The sequence below is a fragment of the Clostridium sp. genome (assembly GCF_036569345.1).
In the GTDB taxonomy this organism is placed as follows: Bacteria; Bacillota; Clostridia; order Clostridiales; family Clostridiaceae; genus Clostridium_AD.
Genome location: NZ_DATCQT010000052.1, coordinates 1 through 17,991 on the forward strand (window position 1 = coordinate 1; position 17,991 = coordinate 17,991).

A 17,991-nucleotide genomic window follows, 5' to 3' on the forward strand; every position below is an offset into this window, starting at 1 on the left:
TATTATTATTTAATATATTAACAGAAAATTTATGGTATTTTTTCAATTAAGGAGAATAAAAATGGGAAATAGTCAATTAATTAATCAAATTATCGTATTATTTATTATAATGGCGGTAGGATTTTATGCTAAAAAAAAGAAGTTTCTTAATGATACTGTCGATAAAGGGCTTTCAGAACTATTATTAAATGTAACCTTGCCCTTTATGATTGTTACATCATTTAATATTAAATATGAAGCAGAGATGGTTAGTAATGCACAAAAGATTTTAATATATTCTTTTTTAATACATATAAGTTTAATATTTATTAGTAAAATATTTTTCTTCAAAGTTCCTAAAACAAAACAGCAGGTATATCGATTTATAACAATTTTCTCAAATACTGGCTTTATGGGATATCCAGTTCTTGAAAGTATTTATGGAGGAAAAGGTGTTTTCTATGCAGCAATATTTAATATTGCTTTTAACATTATAGTGTGGACTGTAGGGGTAATGCTATTCACCGGAGAAAAAGATTTTAAATCCATGAGAAAGGCGGTTGCAAACCCAGCAATTTTAGCAGTAATCATTGGTGTCATTTTATTCGTATTTTCAATAAAATTACCTTTACCTATTGAAAATGCGATAAAGCTAGTGGGGTCTACTACAACACCAATATCTATGATAATTGTTGGTTCAATGCTTGCTGAAATGAAATTTAAAGATGCCTTCTCTGATTTTTCTATATACTATGCTACATTTGTTAGACTTTTAATAGTCCCAATGATTGTTTATGCTGTGTTAAAACTTTTAAAAGTAGATGATTTATTACTTAAAATATGTGTTATACTGCAAGCAATGCCAGCAGCAGTAATGGCACCCTTACTTGCTGAAAAATACGGTGGTGACAATTTGCTCGCCTCACAGTGCGTGTTTATAACTACGATAATTTCTGCAGTAACGATACCTATAGTAATATTATTTTTATAGAATAAGTTATTGTAGGAAGTTCTTATGTAGATGGAGAATAGCATATTTAAATCATGGAGAAATAGTACACAGAGTGCATATCTACACTGTTATTAAAGTGCAGATAAATGTTTAGTGTACTATTTTTATTTATCATTTAACTATATATCGAAAAGGGTTTTTTTCATATTTTGATATTTGTTAATATAATAATCTCTTTTTAATGAAATCTTATTTAGGGCATAAACTAATATATCAATTTCCGAGTAAGTATTATATAGTCCAAAACTAATTCTAACCATTCCGGGATGGTATAAATTAGGATTAGCTAGTCTCTCACTTATAAATTCATCAGAAATATTTAATAACTTAACGACGTATGGTTGAGCGCAAAAACATCCACTTCTTACTGAAATGCCCCATTCATAGGAAAGAATTTTTGCAACTAAGGCATGGTCAATTCCACAAATATTAAAAGGAATTATGCTAACCCTATCAACGCCTTTAGAAGTATCACAATAAATTCTCAGGTTTGGTATATTTTTTATTTTGGAAACGGCATAGGAAGTCAAATTATTTTCAATACGCTCCACATTATTCATACCAATTTTATTTAAAGATTTAATAGCCGATGCCAGAGCGACAGAACCTATTACATTTGGTGATCCAGCCTCATGCCTCTCTGGAGATTCATTCCATTTTATAAAATCATGAGTAACAATATCTACTGTTCCACCGCCTACCTCATCAGGTTCACATTTATCTAAAATACTTTTAGGACCAATTAAAACTCCTATGCCAAAAGGTGCATACATTTTATGAGCAGAAAAGATTAGAAAATCTATATTGTATTCCGAATTTTCATTATTCATAATAAAAGGAGCATGAGGTATTAATTGTGCACCGTCTACTAATAGTTTCGAACCAAATTTATGAACTAATTTAGCAACATCATAAATAGGATTTTTATAGCCGGTTATATTTGATGCACCAGAAATTGTAACTAGTGTTACATAATCATTATATTTATTTAACTTAGCTTCTAAATCATCTAAGGACAATTTACCATCTGAATCTACAGAAATATAATCTATTATAAATTTATCTCTCCAAGGCAGATCGTTTGAGTGATGCTCCATATCTGTCGTTAATATAACACTTCTTTTATAGGGCTTACACAATAAGTTTGAAAGTTTGTTAAAGGCTTCTGTGGAATTTTTAACATAAATAACTGTATTATTAAAATCAGCATTAACGAATTTTAAAACAATATTTCTTGAATCCTCATATAATTTAGTGCTTAGTTGAGACTTATACCCTTCACCACGATGAATGGAGGAGTACCATGGAGCAAAATTAACAACATCTTCCATTACTGATTTGAAGGGTGGTGTAGTTGCTGCATTATCAAAATTAATTGCAGTAACAATTTTTCCGGAAATAAGAGGTACTTTTTTGTTTACGCCAAGTATCAGATCTCTGTAGCTTGGACTATTATCTTTAAAGGACATAATACTCCTCCTCGTAAAGTTATTTACTGTATATACTATTAGTTTTACGAGGAAAATGTGTCTTATTAATAATATATTAAAAATATGGAACCTGAGTATTAACATGAATTTGTAAAATCAGAGTTATATTAATATATTGTAGTTCAATTTTAGTCCATATATCAATGTCCTTAGTTTAAAGCCATAACTTTGATTACGTCATAAAAAAAAGTAATATATTCTAGCGAATATATTACTTTTTTGTGAGTTAATGATTTATACATTAACTATTTTATAGGCATTTTCAAAATCAACAGTTGTTTGCTCACCAGTTATCATATTTTTTACTGTAACAGTTTTATTTTGGGCTTCTGTTTCACCAATTAAAATTACAAAAGGAATACCTAGTTTATTTGCATACCCAAGTTTCTTTACTATTTTAGCATCATCAAGGTATATTTCAGTTATTACTCCCTTATCTCTTAAAGTATTTGCAAAAGAAATACCATAATCAATATTATTATCGAGTGGTATTACAAGTACTTTTGTTATACATTTTCCAGTATCATTCTTAAAAAATTCAACTTCATTTAATTGATAAAAAAGTCTTGTAAGACCTATTGATATTCCGACACCTGGTAATTTTTGTTTTGTATAATATTCTGCCAAATTATCATAACGCCCACCTGAACATACAGAACCAATAGATGGGTATTCATTTAAAAATGTTTCATAAACCGTGCCAGTGTAATAATCAAGACCTCTGGATATTTTTAAATCTATTTTAAAATTATCATCAGGAACTCCAAACAATTTTACGTATTTTGTAACAATTGAAAGTTCGTTTACACCTTGGTTAAAACTCGCATTAGAAATATTTAAATTATTTAAGGCGAGTAGAATATCATTGTTGCTTCCACGCATATTAATAAATTCAAGAATTTTTTCTACGACTTCGGTGCTTAAGCCATTACCTAGCAGTTCCTGAGTGGCTACGGATACTCCGATTTTGTCTATCTTGTCAATAATCTTTAGAACCTCTGATTTATCTTGGATTTCTAAGGATTCGAAAAAACCATTTAACAGTTTTCTATTGTTTATTTTTATGGTGAAATCTTGGAAACCAAGATTGCTGAATATTGAATAAATAATACTTGGTATTTCAGCATCATTTAAAATACTTAAACTGTTGTGTCCTACAATATCAATATCACATTGGTAAAATTCACGAAACCGTCCCTTTTGATTTCTCTCTCCTCTATAAACCTTACCAATTTGGTACCTTCTAAAGGGGAAAGTTAAGAAGCTGAAATTTTGAGATACATATCTAGCTAGTGGGACAGTTAAATCAAACCTAAGGGATAAGTCATTACTCCCTTTTAAAAATCTATAAATTTGTTTTTCAGTTTCTCCGCCTCCCTTTGCAAGTAGTATTTCTGATTTCTCGATCACTGGTGTATCTATGGGCATAAATCCAAAGCTTTCATAAGTTTTCCTTATTGTATCAGATAATTTATTGAATTGAATTTGATCTGCTGGCAGTAACTCCATAAAGCCAGGTAAAATTGACGGTTTAACAATTTCATTTTTCATTTTTAATACCTCCTATAAAATATAAAAAACCCAACGTAAGTGACTTATCTACGTGGGTAACATTCTTCCAAAGCGTTTTTTAAATTATACTATATATAATTAAATACTTCAAGGAAGAATATAAATTTCTTTAGTATTTGGGTTCTAATTATTTACTAAATATATAATATCGAGCATTATGGATGTATAAGTAGATTATTGGCATATAATTCGATAATTAAGCTTAAAAATCGAGAAAATAAAAGAAAACTGAGTTATTCATAGTTGACAAGATTACTAGGAGTTGATATGATGATTTCAGAAAGTATAGTAAAACACTCTACTTTAAGAATAATTCAGAAGTGAAGTTGCTCCAGTTTTAAGCAGAGATTACATACTATAACAATTTGAAAACTTTAGTAACTACGCGGGTGTTGATTAAAGGAGTGATTATATGAAATTATCTACGAAGGGAAGATATGGGGTCAAAGCCATGGTAGATTTAGCTATAAATTATGGTGAACAGCCTGTATCTATAAAAAGTATATCCGAAAGACAAAGTATTTCTGAATATTATTTAGAACAACTATTCTCATCTCTAAGACGAGCTAAACTTATTAAAAGTATTAGGGGGTCTCAGGGCGGTTATATACTTAATAGAAGACCAGAGGAAATAACTATATATGATGTTATTAATGTACTTGAAGGACCAATTGAAATTTCTAATTGCCTTGAAGATGAAGCATGCAATAATATTGATTGTTGTGCTACCAGATTATTATGGAAGAAAATAAAAAATAGTATAGATAGTGTAACCACCTCGATAACTTTAAAAGATATTGTTGATGATTACAATGAAATGACACTAATTAAAGGAGTGAAAGATAATGAATAAATCAATATACATGGACCATGCTGCAACAACTTATACTAAACCAGAAGTAATGAAAGAAATGCTTCCTTACTTTACAACTTATTTTGGAAATCCATCTTCAATCTATACTCTAGCAAGAGAAACTAAAAAGGTAATAGATATTGGACGAGACAAGGTAGCGAAAGCAATAAATGCTGATTCAAGTGAAATATATTTTACAAGTGGTGGTTCAGAAGCAGATAATTGGGCTATAAAGGGTATAGCTTCTGCTTATAAGAAAAAAGGAAATCATATAATAACTACTGTTATTGAGCATCATGCAGTACTTCATACTTGTGAATATTTATCTAAAAATGGATTTGACATTACATATTTACCAGTAGATGAATATGGATTTATTAGTATTAAAGATTTAGAAAATGCTATTACTGATAAAACCATTTTGGTATCAGTAATGTTTGCTAATAATGAGATTGGAACAATTGAACCAATAAAAGAAATAGGAGCATTATGCAGAAGTAAAAAAATACTTTTCCATACAGATGCAGTTCAAGCCGTAGGTCATATTCCAGTTGATGTAAAAGAGATGAATATAGATTTATTATCACTCGCTGGTCATAAATTTTATGGACCAAAAGGAATAGGAGCTTTATATATACGAAAAGGCATTAAAATAGAAAATTTAATACATGGTGGTGGGCAGGAAAGAAATAGAAGAGCTGGTACTGAAAATGTAGCTAGCGTAGTTGGAATTGGTAAAGCTCTTGAGCTAGCAGTTGAGAACATGGAAGAAAATAATAAAAAACTAGTTTATTTAAGAGATAAACTTATGAATGGATTATTAAAAGTACCGTACACAAGGCTTAATGGACCAATAGGAGAAAAAAGACTTCCAGGAAACTCTAATATTAGTTTTAGGTTTGTTGAAGGTGAATCTATATTATTAATGCTTGATGCAAAAGGTATTGCAGCCTCAAGTGGAAGTGCATGTACATCAGGTTCATTAGATCCATCTCACGTATTACTTGCAATAGGTCTTATTCATGAGATAGCTCATGGTTCATTAAGATTAACTTTAGGTGATGCTACTACTGAGGAAGAAGTAGATTACGTATTAGAAACAGTTCCAAAGGTTATTCAAAGATTAAGAGATATGTCACCACTATATGATGACTATTTAAAGAAGGGGGAAAAATAATATGGATTACAGTGCAAAAGTTATGGACCATTTTACTAATCCAAGAAATGTAGGCGAAATTCCAAATGCTAGCGGAATTGGTGAAGTTGGTAACGCTAAATGTGGAGATATTATGAAAGTTTATTTGAAAGTAGAAGATAATATAGTAGTGGATGCTAAATTTAAAACCTTTGGTTGTGGATCAGCTATAGCATCTTCAAGCATGGCAACAGAGCTAATTAAAGGTAAATCTGTAGATGATGCATGGACATTAACAAACTTAGCAGTTGCTGAAGCATTGGATGGATTACCACCAATAAAAATGCATTGCTCAGTACTCGCTGAAGAAGCTATACACAAAGCAATTAATGATTATAGAAGAAAAGCTGGGCTAAAAGTATGGGATCATGAAGCACATCAAGACATACATGGTGAAGTACACGGAGAATAGGTGATATTATATGAAAAAAAAAGTAGTTATTGGAATGAGTGGTGGAGTAGATAGTTCTGTAGCTGCATATCTTTTGAAAGAACAAGGCTATGAAGTTATAGGGATCATGATGAAGCTCTCTCCAGATAATCCTGATTATGAAGAAAATGAAGGTGGATGTTGTTCTATTTCAGCGGCAAATGATGCAAGGCGAGTTGCAGATGTACTAGATATACCCTTTTATGTTATGAATTTCAAGGATGTTTTTAAGGCAAATGTTATTGATAATTTCGTTGATGAATATATGGAAGGTAGAACACCTAATCCTTGTATTGTCTGTAATAAAAAAATCAAATTTGAGGAATTTTTAAGAAAAGCTAGGGCACTGGGAGCTGATTATATAGCTACAGGTCACTATGCTAAAATTGAAAAACAAGATGATAGATATATACTTAAAAAATCAGAAGATGATAAAAAAGATCAAACATATGCTTTGTATACATTAAATCAAGAGCAATTAAGTCATACTTTGATGCCTTGTGGAGATTATTCAAAACCAGAAATACGTAATATTGCAGAGAGAATTGGACTAGAAGTTTTCAAAAAAAAGGATAGTCAGGAAATTTGTTTTATTCCTGATAATGACCATGGATCTTACATTAAAAAATATAGTGGTAGAGAAATAAAACCAGGAAATTTTGTTAATAATGAGGGGAAGGTTATGGGCTTTCATAAAGGAATAGTATACTATACCATAGGTCAGAGGAAGGGGCTGGGTATAGCTATAGGTAAACCTGTTTTTGTTAATGATATTAATCCTAAAACTAACGAAGTGGTAATAGGAGACGAAGAGAATATTTTTAAAATTGGTCTTATTGCTAAAGATTTAAATTTCATTCCATTTGATAAACTCGAATCAAATTTAAGAGTTACAGCTAAGATAAGATATTCGGCCATTCCTCAAGCAGCTACTTTAATTCCTATAGAAAATGATAGAATCAAAGTTGTTTTTGATGATAAACAAAGAGCTATAACCAAAGGCCAATCAGTGGTTTTCTATTTAGAAAATTTAGTAGTTGGTGGTGGGATAATAGAGGAGATTTTATAAATCTAAACCATATGTAAATAAAGCTATTTAGTAGAGAATTTAGGCAGAAAGATATCTAGTTGAAAACTAGATATCTTTCTGCCTTTATAGGAAACAACAATTATTAGGTAAAGCAGCGCGATGATAATAAAGCGAAACTTTTATTGTGAAAAAAAGGAGTAAAATTATGATATATAGTGATAAGGTTATGGAGCATTTTTATAGTCCAAGAAATATGGGAATATTAGGAGATGCTAACGGTATTGGAGAAGCAGGAGATCCAAAATGTGGGGATATAATGAAAATTTATATAAAGGTTGAGGATAATATAATAATTAGTGTTAAGTTTAAGGCTTTCGGATGTGGATCAGCGATAGCTTCATCTAGCATTGCAACAGAACTTATAAAGGGCAAAACTTTAGAGCGGGCGTGGAAGTTAACCAACAAGTCGGTTATTGAAGCACTAGACGGTTTGCCAGCTTTAAAAGAGCATTGTTCTGTGCTTGCAGAACAAACTATACATAATGCAATAAATAATTATAGGGAATCACAAAAACTTGAACTTTGGAAAAGTGATTTGAAATAACTACATTTTATAAAACTACATTAGTTTTTGAAAAATGTAGTTTTTTATTTTTTCATTAACGATTCTATTTTATTGTTAATACCATTAATATCATTGATATTGATGGATTTTATTATATCATTATATTTTATAATGGCGCCCATTGTCATATCATCAGTTATAACTACTCCGGTAAAATTTAAAGTTCCTCTTAATATATCGGTTATAACAGTTTTTGACATACTCGCAGGATAAGCAGGGTCTATTTTATTAAGTAAGATATGTGACACCATAATGGCATCCACATTATTTTTTATAGCTTCTTTAAAAGGAACTAGTTCAAACGCATTAAGTTTTGCTAAATCCTTTTTTACTACGGGAAGTTCTAAATGTGAATCAACTGCTGTGTCCCCATGCCCAGGAAAGTGCTTTACAACAGAAATTATATTGTTATCCATTATGCCTTCCATAGTTTTAATGCCTAATTTATTAACAATACTTGGGCTACTCCCAAAGGATCTGTCACCTATTATGGGATTATTAGGATTGCTATTTATATCAAGTACTGGGGCGAAATCCATATTAAATCCAAAGGTTTTAAGTTCTTCTCCTATAATTTTTCCAATATTGTAACTTGAGATGCTATCGTTGTTTTTTCCTATAGTTTCATTTGATGGAAGCTTTTTAATTTCAGTTGGCATCCTTGATACCCTTCCACCTTCCTCATCTACAGATATAAACAAAGGTATTTTGTTTTGGGAATTCTTAGTTTTTAGTGAATTAGTTAGGCTAACTAATTGATTCGGATTATTTACATTTTTGCTAAATAAAATAACCCCGGAAACCTTATGTTCTTTAATCAAATTATTTATATTATTATCCAATGTAAAACCATCAAGTCCAACAATTACTAACTGACCAATTTTCTCGTCCAAACTCATAGCATTAATTTTGATTTGTACTTTATCAATATTTTTAATTTTAGGCAAAATAACCTTGTCACTGGAACTAGGAATGGGACTAAGGCTAGGAATTGAATTACTACAACCAAATAGAAATAACCCACTAATTAACAATATGTTTATAATTAATTTTTGCCTTATCAAATTTCATCGCTTCCTTTTAAAATATTAGAATTCAATAAAAAAGAAAATTATTAAATAATAATACTGTTTAATCCATATATTTTCAACATTTATATTTTTTACGTAATAATTATTAGATTAATTGGAAAACATAACTGTAAGTAAAAATAAGAAAGATCTTTTTATATAGGAGAGACTATGTTTAAGAGCAAAAAATTTATATTTATGGATGTTGTGAGTGTGGATGGAAAGAAAATAGGTTTTATCAGAGACTTACTAATAGATTTTAATAACGGTAAGGTACTTGGATTTGTAATATCTCCATATAATTTTTTCAGTAAAAATCTAAGTGTATTAAAAGAAGATATCATATATTTTAATAAGCATATGGTAGTTAAAAAGGTGGAGAAAAGTAGAAAATTATGTTTGCACAGCTTTATCAATATGGATGTAATAGATAAATGTGGAAATATATTTGGTATGGTAGAGGATATTAATTTTACATATGATACATTTGAAATAAAAGGAGTTATAGTTTCTTCAGGGTTTATTCCAAATTTGCTAAGAGGGAAAAGGATAATGTTAATAAATGAACTAATTCTTGGAGAAGAAAATATTCTGTATATTCCACATAGCGAAGAATATTATTTTAAAAGTATGCCACATAATTTTTTTGTAAAGGAAAAAATAAATGAAAAAAATTAATAAAAAGAAGTTAACTATGACTATTGTATGTATAATTATTTTTATAGTTATAATCCTTATTGCAGTAAGAATACCTATTATTAAGCAAATAATAAATTTAGTTTTTATTTCTTTTATCGTTGCATATATACTAAAACCACTATATATGCTTTTAATTAAAAAAGGAGTAAATAAAAAAGCAGCTTCTGCTTTAATAATAGTAGGTTTAGCAGGCTTAATAGCATTAACCTTAATAGTTGTAATTCCATCACTTTTTAGAGAAAGTTTGTACATAAATAAGGCAATAAATGAACTTCAAAACTATTTGATTAATGCAAATATGAAGATAAAGGTATTAAGCACTAACAAAGTTATGAGTGGTATTATAAATACTATATACAACAAGTCAAATGCTCAAATACTTTTAATATTTGATAAAATATTTAATTCCATCATGGGAATGGGTGAGAATATAATAACGTACATGCTTTCTCCCTTGATAATATATTACTTTTTATGTGATAGTGAAAATATGATAAATAAGGCTTTAATAGTTTTTCCGCCAGAAAGCAGAAACGTAATAAAAAAAATAATAGAGGATATTGATAAGGTATTGGGACGATATATTATAAGTCAACTTATTTTATGTGGGATTATAACTATTGCAACATTTTTTATTTTAATATTTATGAAAGTTGATTTTCCTTTGATACTTTCATTAATAAATGGAATTTTCAACATAATTCCTTATTTTGGACCTCTATTTGGGGTAATACCTATTATTTTAATAGCGCTACTATCCTCACCAAAAATAGCTTTATATACAACGCTTTGGTTATTTGCACTTCAACAAATTGAAGGAAGTATATTGTCCCCAAAAATAATTGGAGAAAGTATTAGTATGCATCCATTGACAGTAATATTATTATTACTGATAGGTGGTAATGTTGGAGGTATTTTAGGAATGATACTAGCAGTTCCTCTAGGAGTAGTGATTAAAGTTATATACGAGGACTTAAACTATTATTTATTTTAGTTATATCAAATACATTGTTCTATATTAAATTTAAATCAAATCTTCAAAAGATTAATTTAAACATACCTTATATATTGACAATAAGTATATTTTTGCTTATAATTTGTATATATAGAGGTATTAAGGTAATGATAAGAATTAGTAAATATATTGTATCATATAGAGAGGAAGTGGAAGGTGAAAACTTCTTGATAAATGTATTGAAGCTATCTTTGAACTTTATTTTGTTGAGAGATATTGTTTGTAATAATTTTAATTAATTATGAGGCAATATAATTAGGGTGGTAACGCGGAAAACTTTCGTCCCTTGTTTTTAGGGAAGTGAAGGTTTTTTTATTTTCTGATGAAAACAAACATTGTAAAATAAACGGAGGAGATATTATGGAAAAATTAGGGCTAAATGAAATTAGGGAATCCTTTCTGAAATTTTTTGAAAGCAAAGAACATCTTAGACTTGAGAGTTTTTCTCTAGTGCCTAAGAATGATAGCAGTTTATTACTTGTAAATGCAGGTATGCAACCATTAAAACCATATTTTACAGGAATTAAAACACCGCCTAATACTAGAATAACCAATTGCCAAAAATGTATTAGAACAGGAGATATTGAAAATGTAGGCAAGACCTCAAGACATGGTACTTTCTTTGAAATGCTTGGTAACTTCTCTTTTGGAGATTATTTCAAGAAAGAGATTATTCAATGGGCTTGGGAATATGTAACAATTGTTTTAGATATACCAAAAGATAATTTATATGTAACTATATATTTAGAAGATGATGAAGCTTTTGATGTTTGGACTAAAAACACCGATATTGATCCAGCACGTATATTCAGATTAGGGAAAGAAGAAAATTTTTGGGAAATAGGTCAAGGACCTTGTGGTCCAAGTTCGGAAATACACTTTGATAGAAATGTAGAACTCGGTCAAATTAAAACTGAAGAAGAATTTCTTAAAGCAGGAAATGATGATAGAGTAATAGAATTTTGGAATTTAGTGTTCACTCAATTTAATAAGGATGAGCATGGGAACTACAACAAATTAACGAATCCTAACATAGATACGGGGATGGGCCTTGAGAGAATAGCATCTATAATGCAGGGCACCGATAATATATTTGAAATTGATACTATAAAAAATATTTTAGAAGAGGTTTCAAGGATCTCAGGTGTTAAATGTGGGAAAAGCAGGGCAGAGGATATATCACTTCGAATAATAACAGACCATATTAGAAGCACAACATTTATGATAAGTGATGGTGTACTTCCGTCTAATGAGGGGATAGGTTATGTTTTAAGGCGATTACTAAGGCGTGCAGCAAGACACGGCAGATTACTTGGAATTGAAAATATTTTTTTAAATGAATTATGTGATACGGTGATTGAAAACTCATTTAAAGCTTACCCAGAGTTAAAAGAGAAAGCATCATATATTAAAAAGGTTATAAAAATTGAAGAAGAAAGATTTTTGGAAACTATAGATTCTGGTATGGATATTTTAAAGGCTTATATTGAAGAACTTAAGATGAGTGAACCTAAAGATGAAAATAGTAAAATTTTAAGTGGGGATAAAGCATTTAAATTATATGATACCTATGGTTTTCCTTATGAGCTTACAGAGGAAATATTAGAAGACGTGGGCATGAAAATTGATTTAAAAGGATTTAATAGTGAAATGCAAAGTCAAAGACAAAGAGCAAGAGATGCTAGAGGACAATCAAATTACATGGGTAGTGGAGAAAGTGTATTGAATTTAATTCCTAAAGACATAGAAACAGAATTTGATGGATACGATAAAACGGAGTTGCAAGCAAAAGCTAAAGTTTTAATTAGTGGTGAAGAACTTGTTTCCGAACTTTCAAAAGGTTTAAAAGGAATTATTGTAACAGAAATTACTCCTTTTTATGCTGAAATGGGTGGACAAATTGGAGATAAAGGAATTATTTTTAATGATAATTTTAAAGCACAAGTTTACGATTGTCAAAAAAGTGCTTCAGGTAAAGTTGTACATTTTGTTAAAGTGCTTGAAGGTTTACTGCTACCAAATGAATTAGTAACTCTTAAGATTGATGAGAATAGAAGAACAGAAGTATGTAGAAATCATACTGCAACTCATATGTTACAAGAAGCATTAAAAAGAGTTTTAGGTGATCACGTTCACCAATCAGGTTCTTATGTAAATCAGGAGAGACTAAGGTTCGACTTCACCCATTTTTCCGCACTAACGGAGGGTGAAATTATTAAGGTTCAAAAAATTGTAAATGACAATATTATGAAGGCATATAAGGTTGAGACGAATGTTATGACTATAGATAAAGCTAAGGAAAGTGGCGCCATAGCATTGTTTGACGAAAAGTATCACAATGATGTTAGGGTAGTATCTGTAGGGGAGTATAGCAAGGAATTATGTGGTGGTACTCATGTTAGAAATTCAGGGGAAATCGGGCTCTTTAAAATTCTATCAGAATCAGGAGTAGCAGCCGGAGTTAGAAGAATTGAAGCTATAACAGGTAGTAATTTTGTAGAATATATGGAAGATAAAAATAATTTATTAAAAGATATTTATGGTGAACTAAAATGCTCAGAAAAAGATATATTAAAAAAATTAGAAACTCAATTGTGTGAATTAAAAGACAAAGAAAAGGAAATAATATTATTAAAGGGCAAGTTGGCTAGTTCGTCAGTTGATGAAATGTTAACTAATATTAAAGAGATAAAAGGTGTTAAAGTAATTTGCGGCGATGTGAAAGATATAGATGGAGATGCTTTGAGAGATTTAGCTGATAAACTTCGTGACAAACTTGGTGATGGTGTAGTTGTGCTTGGAAGTCACATAGATGATAAGGTAATATTTATTGCAATGGCATCTAAATCAGCAATAGATAAAGGAATACATTGTGGAAAAATTATTAAAGAAGTTGCTAAAATCGCTGGTGGTGGTGGAGGTGGTAGACCTGATATGGCAGAGGCAGGTGGAAAACTTCCTGAAAAATTAAAACAAGCAATAGAGAATGTATCATCTATTATTGAAAGATTGGTAAAATAGTATACTTTTTGTAATAGTTGTTTTATAATATAATTAGCAACAAGTTATTTTATTATCGTTAGTATCTATAATGGTGTTTATTCTAACAAAAATCTGTAATGTATTGCCATTCTATACAATTTCCTAATGTATTCAAATGGTGTAAATTACAGCGTTAAGCATATTATAAGGGAAGAGGTGTATGGAATGGATAATAATGAAAATACAGTCCAATTTGATTTTGTAAAAGATAAAAAAGATTTAACAAAAACTATTTTGACTGACGTATACAATTCACTTATAAAAAAGGGATATAACCCAGTAAATCAAATGGTAGGATATTTAATTTCTGGAGATCCAACATATATAACGAACTACAATGGAGCAAGAGCGTTAGTAAGAAAGCTAGAGAGAGATGAAATATTAGAAGAAGTTTTGAAATCTTATCTAGACATAAAAAAATAAAATGCCCAAAAGGGCATTTTATTTTTTAAAGATGGGTTGTATTAATTAAACTATTATTAAAGGGGTATATGAATGAGAGTATTAGGATTAGACATTGGAGACAGAACAATTGGCGTAGCTGTGTGTGACCCCTTAGGATTAACAGCACAAGGAATTACAACAATCAAAAGGAAAAGCATAGTCATAGACATTGAAGAAATCAAAAAAATATGTGTACAGTATGATGTAGAAACAATTGTATCAGGTCTTCCTAAGAACATGAATGGAACTATAGGACCACAAGGAGAAAAGGTTCAGCGCTTTTGCGAGAAACTTAAAGAAATTTTTAATTTTGAAGTAAAAATGTGGGATGAAAGATTAACTACCGTAGCTGCAAATAGAGTAATGCTAGAGGGGGATTTGTCTAGGTCAAAACGAAAAAAAATTGTAGATAAAATCGCAGCTGTGTTCATATTGCAAGGATATTTAGATAGTTTAGGCACACATTTATAAGGCATATTTATATAAAAATATATATTTTAAAATACATATGAAATTAAGATTTAAATATTATTAATAATACAATTAGAAAGGAGAAAATAAAATGGATAACAATGTTGAAACTATACTATTAAACGATGAAGAGGGTAAGGAGATAGAATTTGATGTGCTAACGAAATTAGACATTGAAGATAAAGAATATGTTATTGTTGCTCCAACTGGAGAAGAAGACATTGATGCTATTGCACTAAGAATTGATAAGGACGCAGAGGGCAACGATATTTTAGTTACAATAGAAGACGATGAAGAGTTTGAAATGATTTCAGAAGCTTACGATGCAATTTCTTAAGGTGAGCATAACCCACAATTTAAAAGAAAGTCTTTATTTGAGCAACTTTAGTGGAATTTTAGACAAATTAGCCTCTTTTATATAGACTAAATGATTATCAATTGACAATATCATAATAAAGTATTAAAATGAATATATAGTAAATATAATTTACACTGATTAGTCAACTGATAGTTGTAGAAAAGGGGTATATATATGTCAAACATATCTCCAGAGAGCGTTGAGAGTTTAAAAGAATCTTTAAAACAAGAGGGATATAAGTTAACTCCACAGAGGAGAGCAATCCTAAATGGAATAATTAAGAGTGAAGGTAGCCATCTTACTGCAGAAGAACTATATGACCTTGTTAAAGTTGATTGCCCTGAAATAGGTCTTGCTACAATTTATAGGACAGTTCAACTTTTAGAAGAAATGGGTGTAATTAATAAGTTGGATTTAGATGATGGATGTAGCAGATATGAACTTAATCATGAAGATGAGAGACATCAACACCACCACATGATTTGTAATCGCTGTGGCGCAGTGCTCGAGGTAGAAGGAGATTTACTTGATGAGCTAGAAGCAATTGTTGAAAAAAAATACAATTTTAAGATTGAAGACCATAGTTTAAAATTTTATGGCATTTGTGAAAAGTGTCTAAGTAAACAATAAATACTTTAAAAAGAATTTATAGGTAACTTTTAGATTAATATGGGATGATGAGATGAAATTACTAAGTGATATTAGGCAATTAAATTCGTCATTTAGTGATAATGAATAATAGACATAGTTGACTTTTTTGCAAGATAATATTAAAATAAGTATAGTAAATGCGAAAATTGGATACTTCAAGACGTATCCAATTTTTGTTTGTGTAAAATGTGTGAACTTACGAAAAAAAAATTGGAGGATTAATATGAATTTATTTACAAGAAATGATGTTAGAAATATAGCAATAATTGCTCACGTAGATCACGGCAAGACAACACTAGTGGATTGTCTACTAAAGCAAAGCCATGTTTTTAGAGAAAATGAAAGAGTACAGGAGAGAGTAATGGACTCTAATGATTTAGAAAAAGAAAGAGGAATAACAATTCTTTCTAAGAATACAGCAGTAATGCATAATGGGATTAAAATAAATATAGTTGATACTCCAGGACATGCTGATTTTGGTGGAGAAGTTGAACGTGTACTTAAGATGGTTGATAGTGTACTTCTTGTAGTTGATGCATATGAAGGTGCAATGCCACAAACTAAATTTGTTTTAAAGAAAGCATTAGAATTAAATCTTAAACCTATCGTTGTTATAAACAAAATTGATAGAAAAGACGCTCGTCCTACAGAAGTACTTGATGAAGTCTTTGACCTATTTGTTGAACTTGGAGCAGATGATGAACAATTAGACTTTGCAGTGGTATATGCTTCTGCTAGAGAAGGGTATGCAAAACTTGAAGTTGCTGATGTAAGTGACAACATGGAGCCATTATTTGATTCTATAATAAAGAATGTAAAGGCACCAGAAGGATATTTAGATATGCCACTTCAAATGCTTATTTCAACTATTGATTATAATGAATATGTTGGAAAAATTGGAATAGGAAAAATTGAAAGAGGATCAATCAAAAAAAATCAACAAATAGCACTTATAAGAAAAGATGGAACAATAAACAATGTTAAAGTTTCAAGCCTTTTCGTTTACAATGGTCTTAAAAGAGAAGAAACTGATGAAGCAATGCTTGGTGATATAGTAGCAGTTTCTGGTATTCCAGACATTAACATTGGAGAAACAATAGCTGATATTAATGAACCAGAAGCTCTTCCATTCATTGAAATTGATGAGCCTACTTTAAGTATGAATTTCATGGTTAATAATTCTCCTTTTGCAGGCCAAGAAGGAACGTATGTTACATCAAGACATATAAGAGATAGACTTATGAAAGAACTTGAAACTAATGTTAGTTTAAGAGTAGAAGAAATTGAAGATGGTTTTGAAGTAAGTGGAAGAGGGGAACTTCATCTTTCAGTTCTAATAGAAACTATGAGACGTGAAGGATATGAATTCCAAGTATCAAAAGCAAATGTTATATACAAAGAGGAAAATGGCCATAAAACAGAGCCAATTGAGCACCTTACAATTGACGTTCCAGAAGAATTTATGGGTGTAGTAATGGAAAAAATGGGACCTAGAAAAGCAGATATGGTTAATATGACTTCTGCTATAAATGGATATACTAGATTAGAGTTCAAAGTACCTTCAAGAGGATTAATTGGCTTTAGAAGTGAACTTATGACTGATACTAAGGGTAATGGTATAATGAATCATGTTCTAGATGGTTACGATAAGTATAGGGGAGAAATTCCAGATAGAAATAAAGGTTCTTTAATTGTATTTGAAAGCGGAGAATCAGTAACTTACGGATTATACAATGCTCAAGAAAGAGGAACTCTTTTCATAACATCAGGAATGCCAGTATATGCAGGAATGATTGCAGGGGAATGTGCAAGAGCTGGAGACATAGAAGTAAATGTTTGTAGAAAGAAACAGTTAACAAACACTAGATCTTCAGGAGCAGATGATGCACTAAAATTAACTTCACTTAAACCTATGTCACTAGAGCAGTGCTTAGAATTTGTAGCTATAGATGAGTTAGTTGAAATTACTCCTCTAAACATTAGAATGAGAAAAAGAATATTAGACTCAGGAGAAAGAAAAAGAGCATCTAGTAAATCAAATAAATAGTTTCAGTA

At 30.2% G+C, this 17,991-nt stretch carries 17 protein-coding genes and 1 other annotated feature; of the genes, 14 read left to right on the plus strand and 3 right to left on the minus strand.

Annotated features, from left to right (window positions below; translation table 11 throughout):
* The first annotated feature begins 61 nt into the window (after positions 1 to 61).
* Complete coding sequence (locus tag VIM70_RS04885) at positions 62 to 970, plus strand: AEC family transporter (protein WP_331944610.1); 909 nt, start codon at positions 62 to 64, stop codon at positions 968 to 970.
* A gap of 140 nt (positions 971 to 1,110) precedes the next feature.
* Here the strand turns inward: VIM70_RS04885 and VIM70_RS04890 are convergent, their stop codons facing one another.
* Positions 1,111 to 2,460 carry an aminotransferase class V-fold PLP-dependent enzyme gene (locus VIM70_RS04890; RefSeq protein WP_331944611.1) on the minus strand — a complete coding sequence of 450 codons (1,350 nt, stop codon included), beginning with the start codon at positions 2,458 to 2,460 and terminating at the stop codon, positions 1,111 to 1,113.
* A gap of 255 nt (positions 2,461 to 2,715) precedes the next feature.
* Positions 2,716 to 4,032 carry a histidine--tRNA ligase gene (gene hisS / locus VIM70_RS04895; protein WP_331944612.1) on the minus strand — a complete coding sequence of 439 codons (1,317 nt, stop codon included), beginning with the start codon at positions 4,030 to 4,032 and terminating at the stop codon, positions 2,716 to 2,718.
* Positions 4,033 to 4,465: 433 nt separating this feature from the next.
* On the opposite strand from hisS, the gene VIM70_RS04900 reads away from it, so the two are divergent.
* The 5 genes from VIM70_RS04900 (at position 4,466) to nifU (VIM70_RS04920) (ending at position 8,165) form a co-directional block, all read left to right on the plus strand.
* Entirely contained in the window at positions 4,466 to 4,906 is a 441-nt protein-coding gene (locus tag VIM70_RS04900) for an RrF2 family transcriptional regulator (protein ID WP_331944613.1), read from the plus strand.
* Complete coding sequence (gene nifS / locus VIM70_RS04905) at positions 4,899 to 6,083, plus strand: cysteine desulfurase NifS (protein WP_331944614.1); 1,185 nt, start codon at positions 4,899 to 4,901, stop codon at positions 6,081 to 6,083. The genes VIM70_RS04900 and nifS overlap by 8 nt, the downstream gene beginning before the upstream one ends.
* Position 6,084: 1 nt before the next feature.
* On the plus strand, positions 6,085 to 6,513 hold the full coding sequence (gene nifU / locus VIM70_RS04910) for a Fe-S cluster assembly scaffold protein NifU (protein ID WP_331944615.1): 429 nt from the start codon (positions 6,085 to 6,087) through the stop codon (positions 6,511 to 6,513).
* A gap of 10 nt (positions 6,514 to 6,523) precedes the next feature.
* On the plus strand, positions 6,524 to 7,600 hold the full coding sequence (gene mnmA / locus VIM70_RS04915; RefSeq protein WP_331944616.1) for a tRNA 2-thiouridine(34) synthase MnmA: 1,077 nt from the start codon (positions 6,524 to 6,526) through the stop codon (positions 7,598 to 7,600).
* Between the two features lie 166 nt (positions 7,601 to 7,766).
* Complete coding sequence (nifU, locus tag VIM70_RS04920; protein ID WP_331944617.1) at positions 7,767 to 8,165, plus strand: Fe-S cluster assembly scaffold protein NifU; 399 nt, start codon at positions 7,767 to 7,769, stop codon at positions 8,163 to 8,165.
* Between the two features lie 44 nt (positions 8,166 to 8,209).
* Here nifU (VIM70_RS04920) and nagZ read toward each other — a convergent pair whose 3' ends face one another.
* Positions 8,210 to 9,250, minus strand: coding sequence for a beta-N-acetylhexosaminidase (gene nagZ / locus VIM70_RS04925; RefSeq protein WP_331944618.1), 1,041 nt, complete (start codon positions 9,248 to 9,250; stop codon positions 8,210 to 8,212).
* Positions 9,251 to 9,427: 177 nt separating this feature from the next.
* Here nagZ and VIM70_RS04930 point away from each other — a divergent pair, with 177 nt between their 5' ends.
* The 8 genes from VIM70_RS04930 to typA all read left to right on the plus strand — a co-directional run bounded on the left by VIM70_RS04930 (position 9,428) and on the right by typA (position 17,983).
* Entirely contained in the window at positions 9,428 to 9,934 is a 507-nt protein-coding gene (locus tag VIM70_RS04930) for a PRC-barrel domain-containing protein (RefSeq protein ID WP_331944619.1), read from the plus strand.
* The gene (locus tag VIM70_RS04935; RefSeq protein WP_331944620.1) at positions 9,921 to 10,949 is read left to right on the plus strand and encodes an AI-2E family transporter; all 1,029 of its coding nucleotides are present in this window, start codon (positions 9,921 to 9,923) and stop codon (positions 10,947 to 10,949) included. Before VIM70_RS04930 ends, VIM70_RS04935 begins: the two co-directional genes overlap by 14 nt.
* A 119-nt stretch (positions 10,950 to 11,068) precedes the next feature.
* Positions 11,069 to 11,260 (plus strand) — a binding site (T-box leader).
* A gap of 70 nt (positions 11,261 to 11,330) precedes the next feature.
* Positions 11,331 to 13,991, plus strand: a complete 2,661-nt coding sequence (gene alaS, locus VIM70_RS04940) for an alanine--tRNA ligase (RefSeq protein WP_331944621.1) — start codon at positions 11,331 to 11,333, stop codon at positions 13,989 to 13,991.
* A gap of 186 nt (positions 13,992 to 14,177) precedes the next feature.
* Positions 14,178 to 14,435: an IreB family regulatory phosphoprotein gene (locus VIM70_RS04945; protein ID WP_331944622.1), complete on the plus strand. Its 258-nt coding sequence runs from the start codon at positions 14,178 to 14,180 to the stop codon at positions 14,433 to 14,435.
* Between the two features lie 72 nt (positions 14,436 to 14,507).
* Positions 14,508 to 14,927: a Holliday junction resolvase RuvX gene (ruvX, locus tag VIM70_RS04950; protein WP_331944623.1), complete on the plus strand. Its 420-nt coding sequence runs from the start codon at positions 14,508 to 14,510 to the stop codon at positions 14,925 to 14,927.
* A 91-nt stretch (positions 14,928 to 15,018) separates the two neighbouring features.
* Entirely contained in the window at positions 15,019 to 15,264 is a 246-nt protein-coding gene (locus VIM70_RS04955; protein ID WP_331944624.1) for a DUF1292 domain-containing protein, read from the plus strand.
* A 195-nt stretch (positions 15,265 to 15,459) separates the two neighbouring features.
* Positions 15,460 to 15,915, plus strand: coding sequence for a Fur family transcriptional regulator (locus VIM70_RS04960; RefSeq protein WP_331944625.1), 456 nt, complete (start codon positions 15,460 to 15,462; stop codon positions 15,913 to 15,915).
* Between the two features lie 244 nt (positions 15,916 to 16,159).
* Positions 16,160 to 17,983, plus strand: coding sequence for a translational GTPase TypA (gene typA / locus VIM70_RS04965; RefSeq protein WP_331944626.1), 1,824 nt, complete (start codon positions 16,160 to 16,162; stop codon positions 17,981 to 17,983).
* Positions 17,984 to 17,991: the final 8 nt, after the last annotated feature.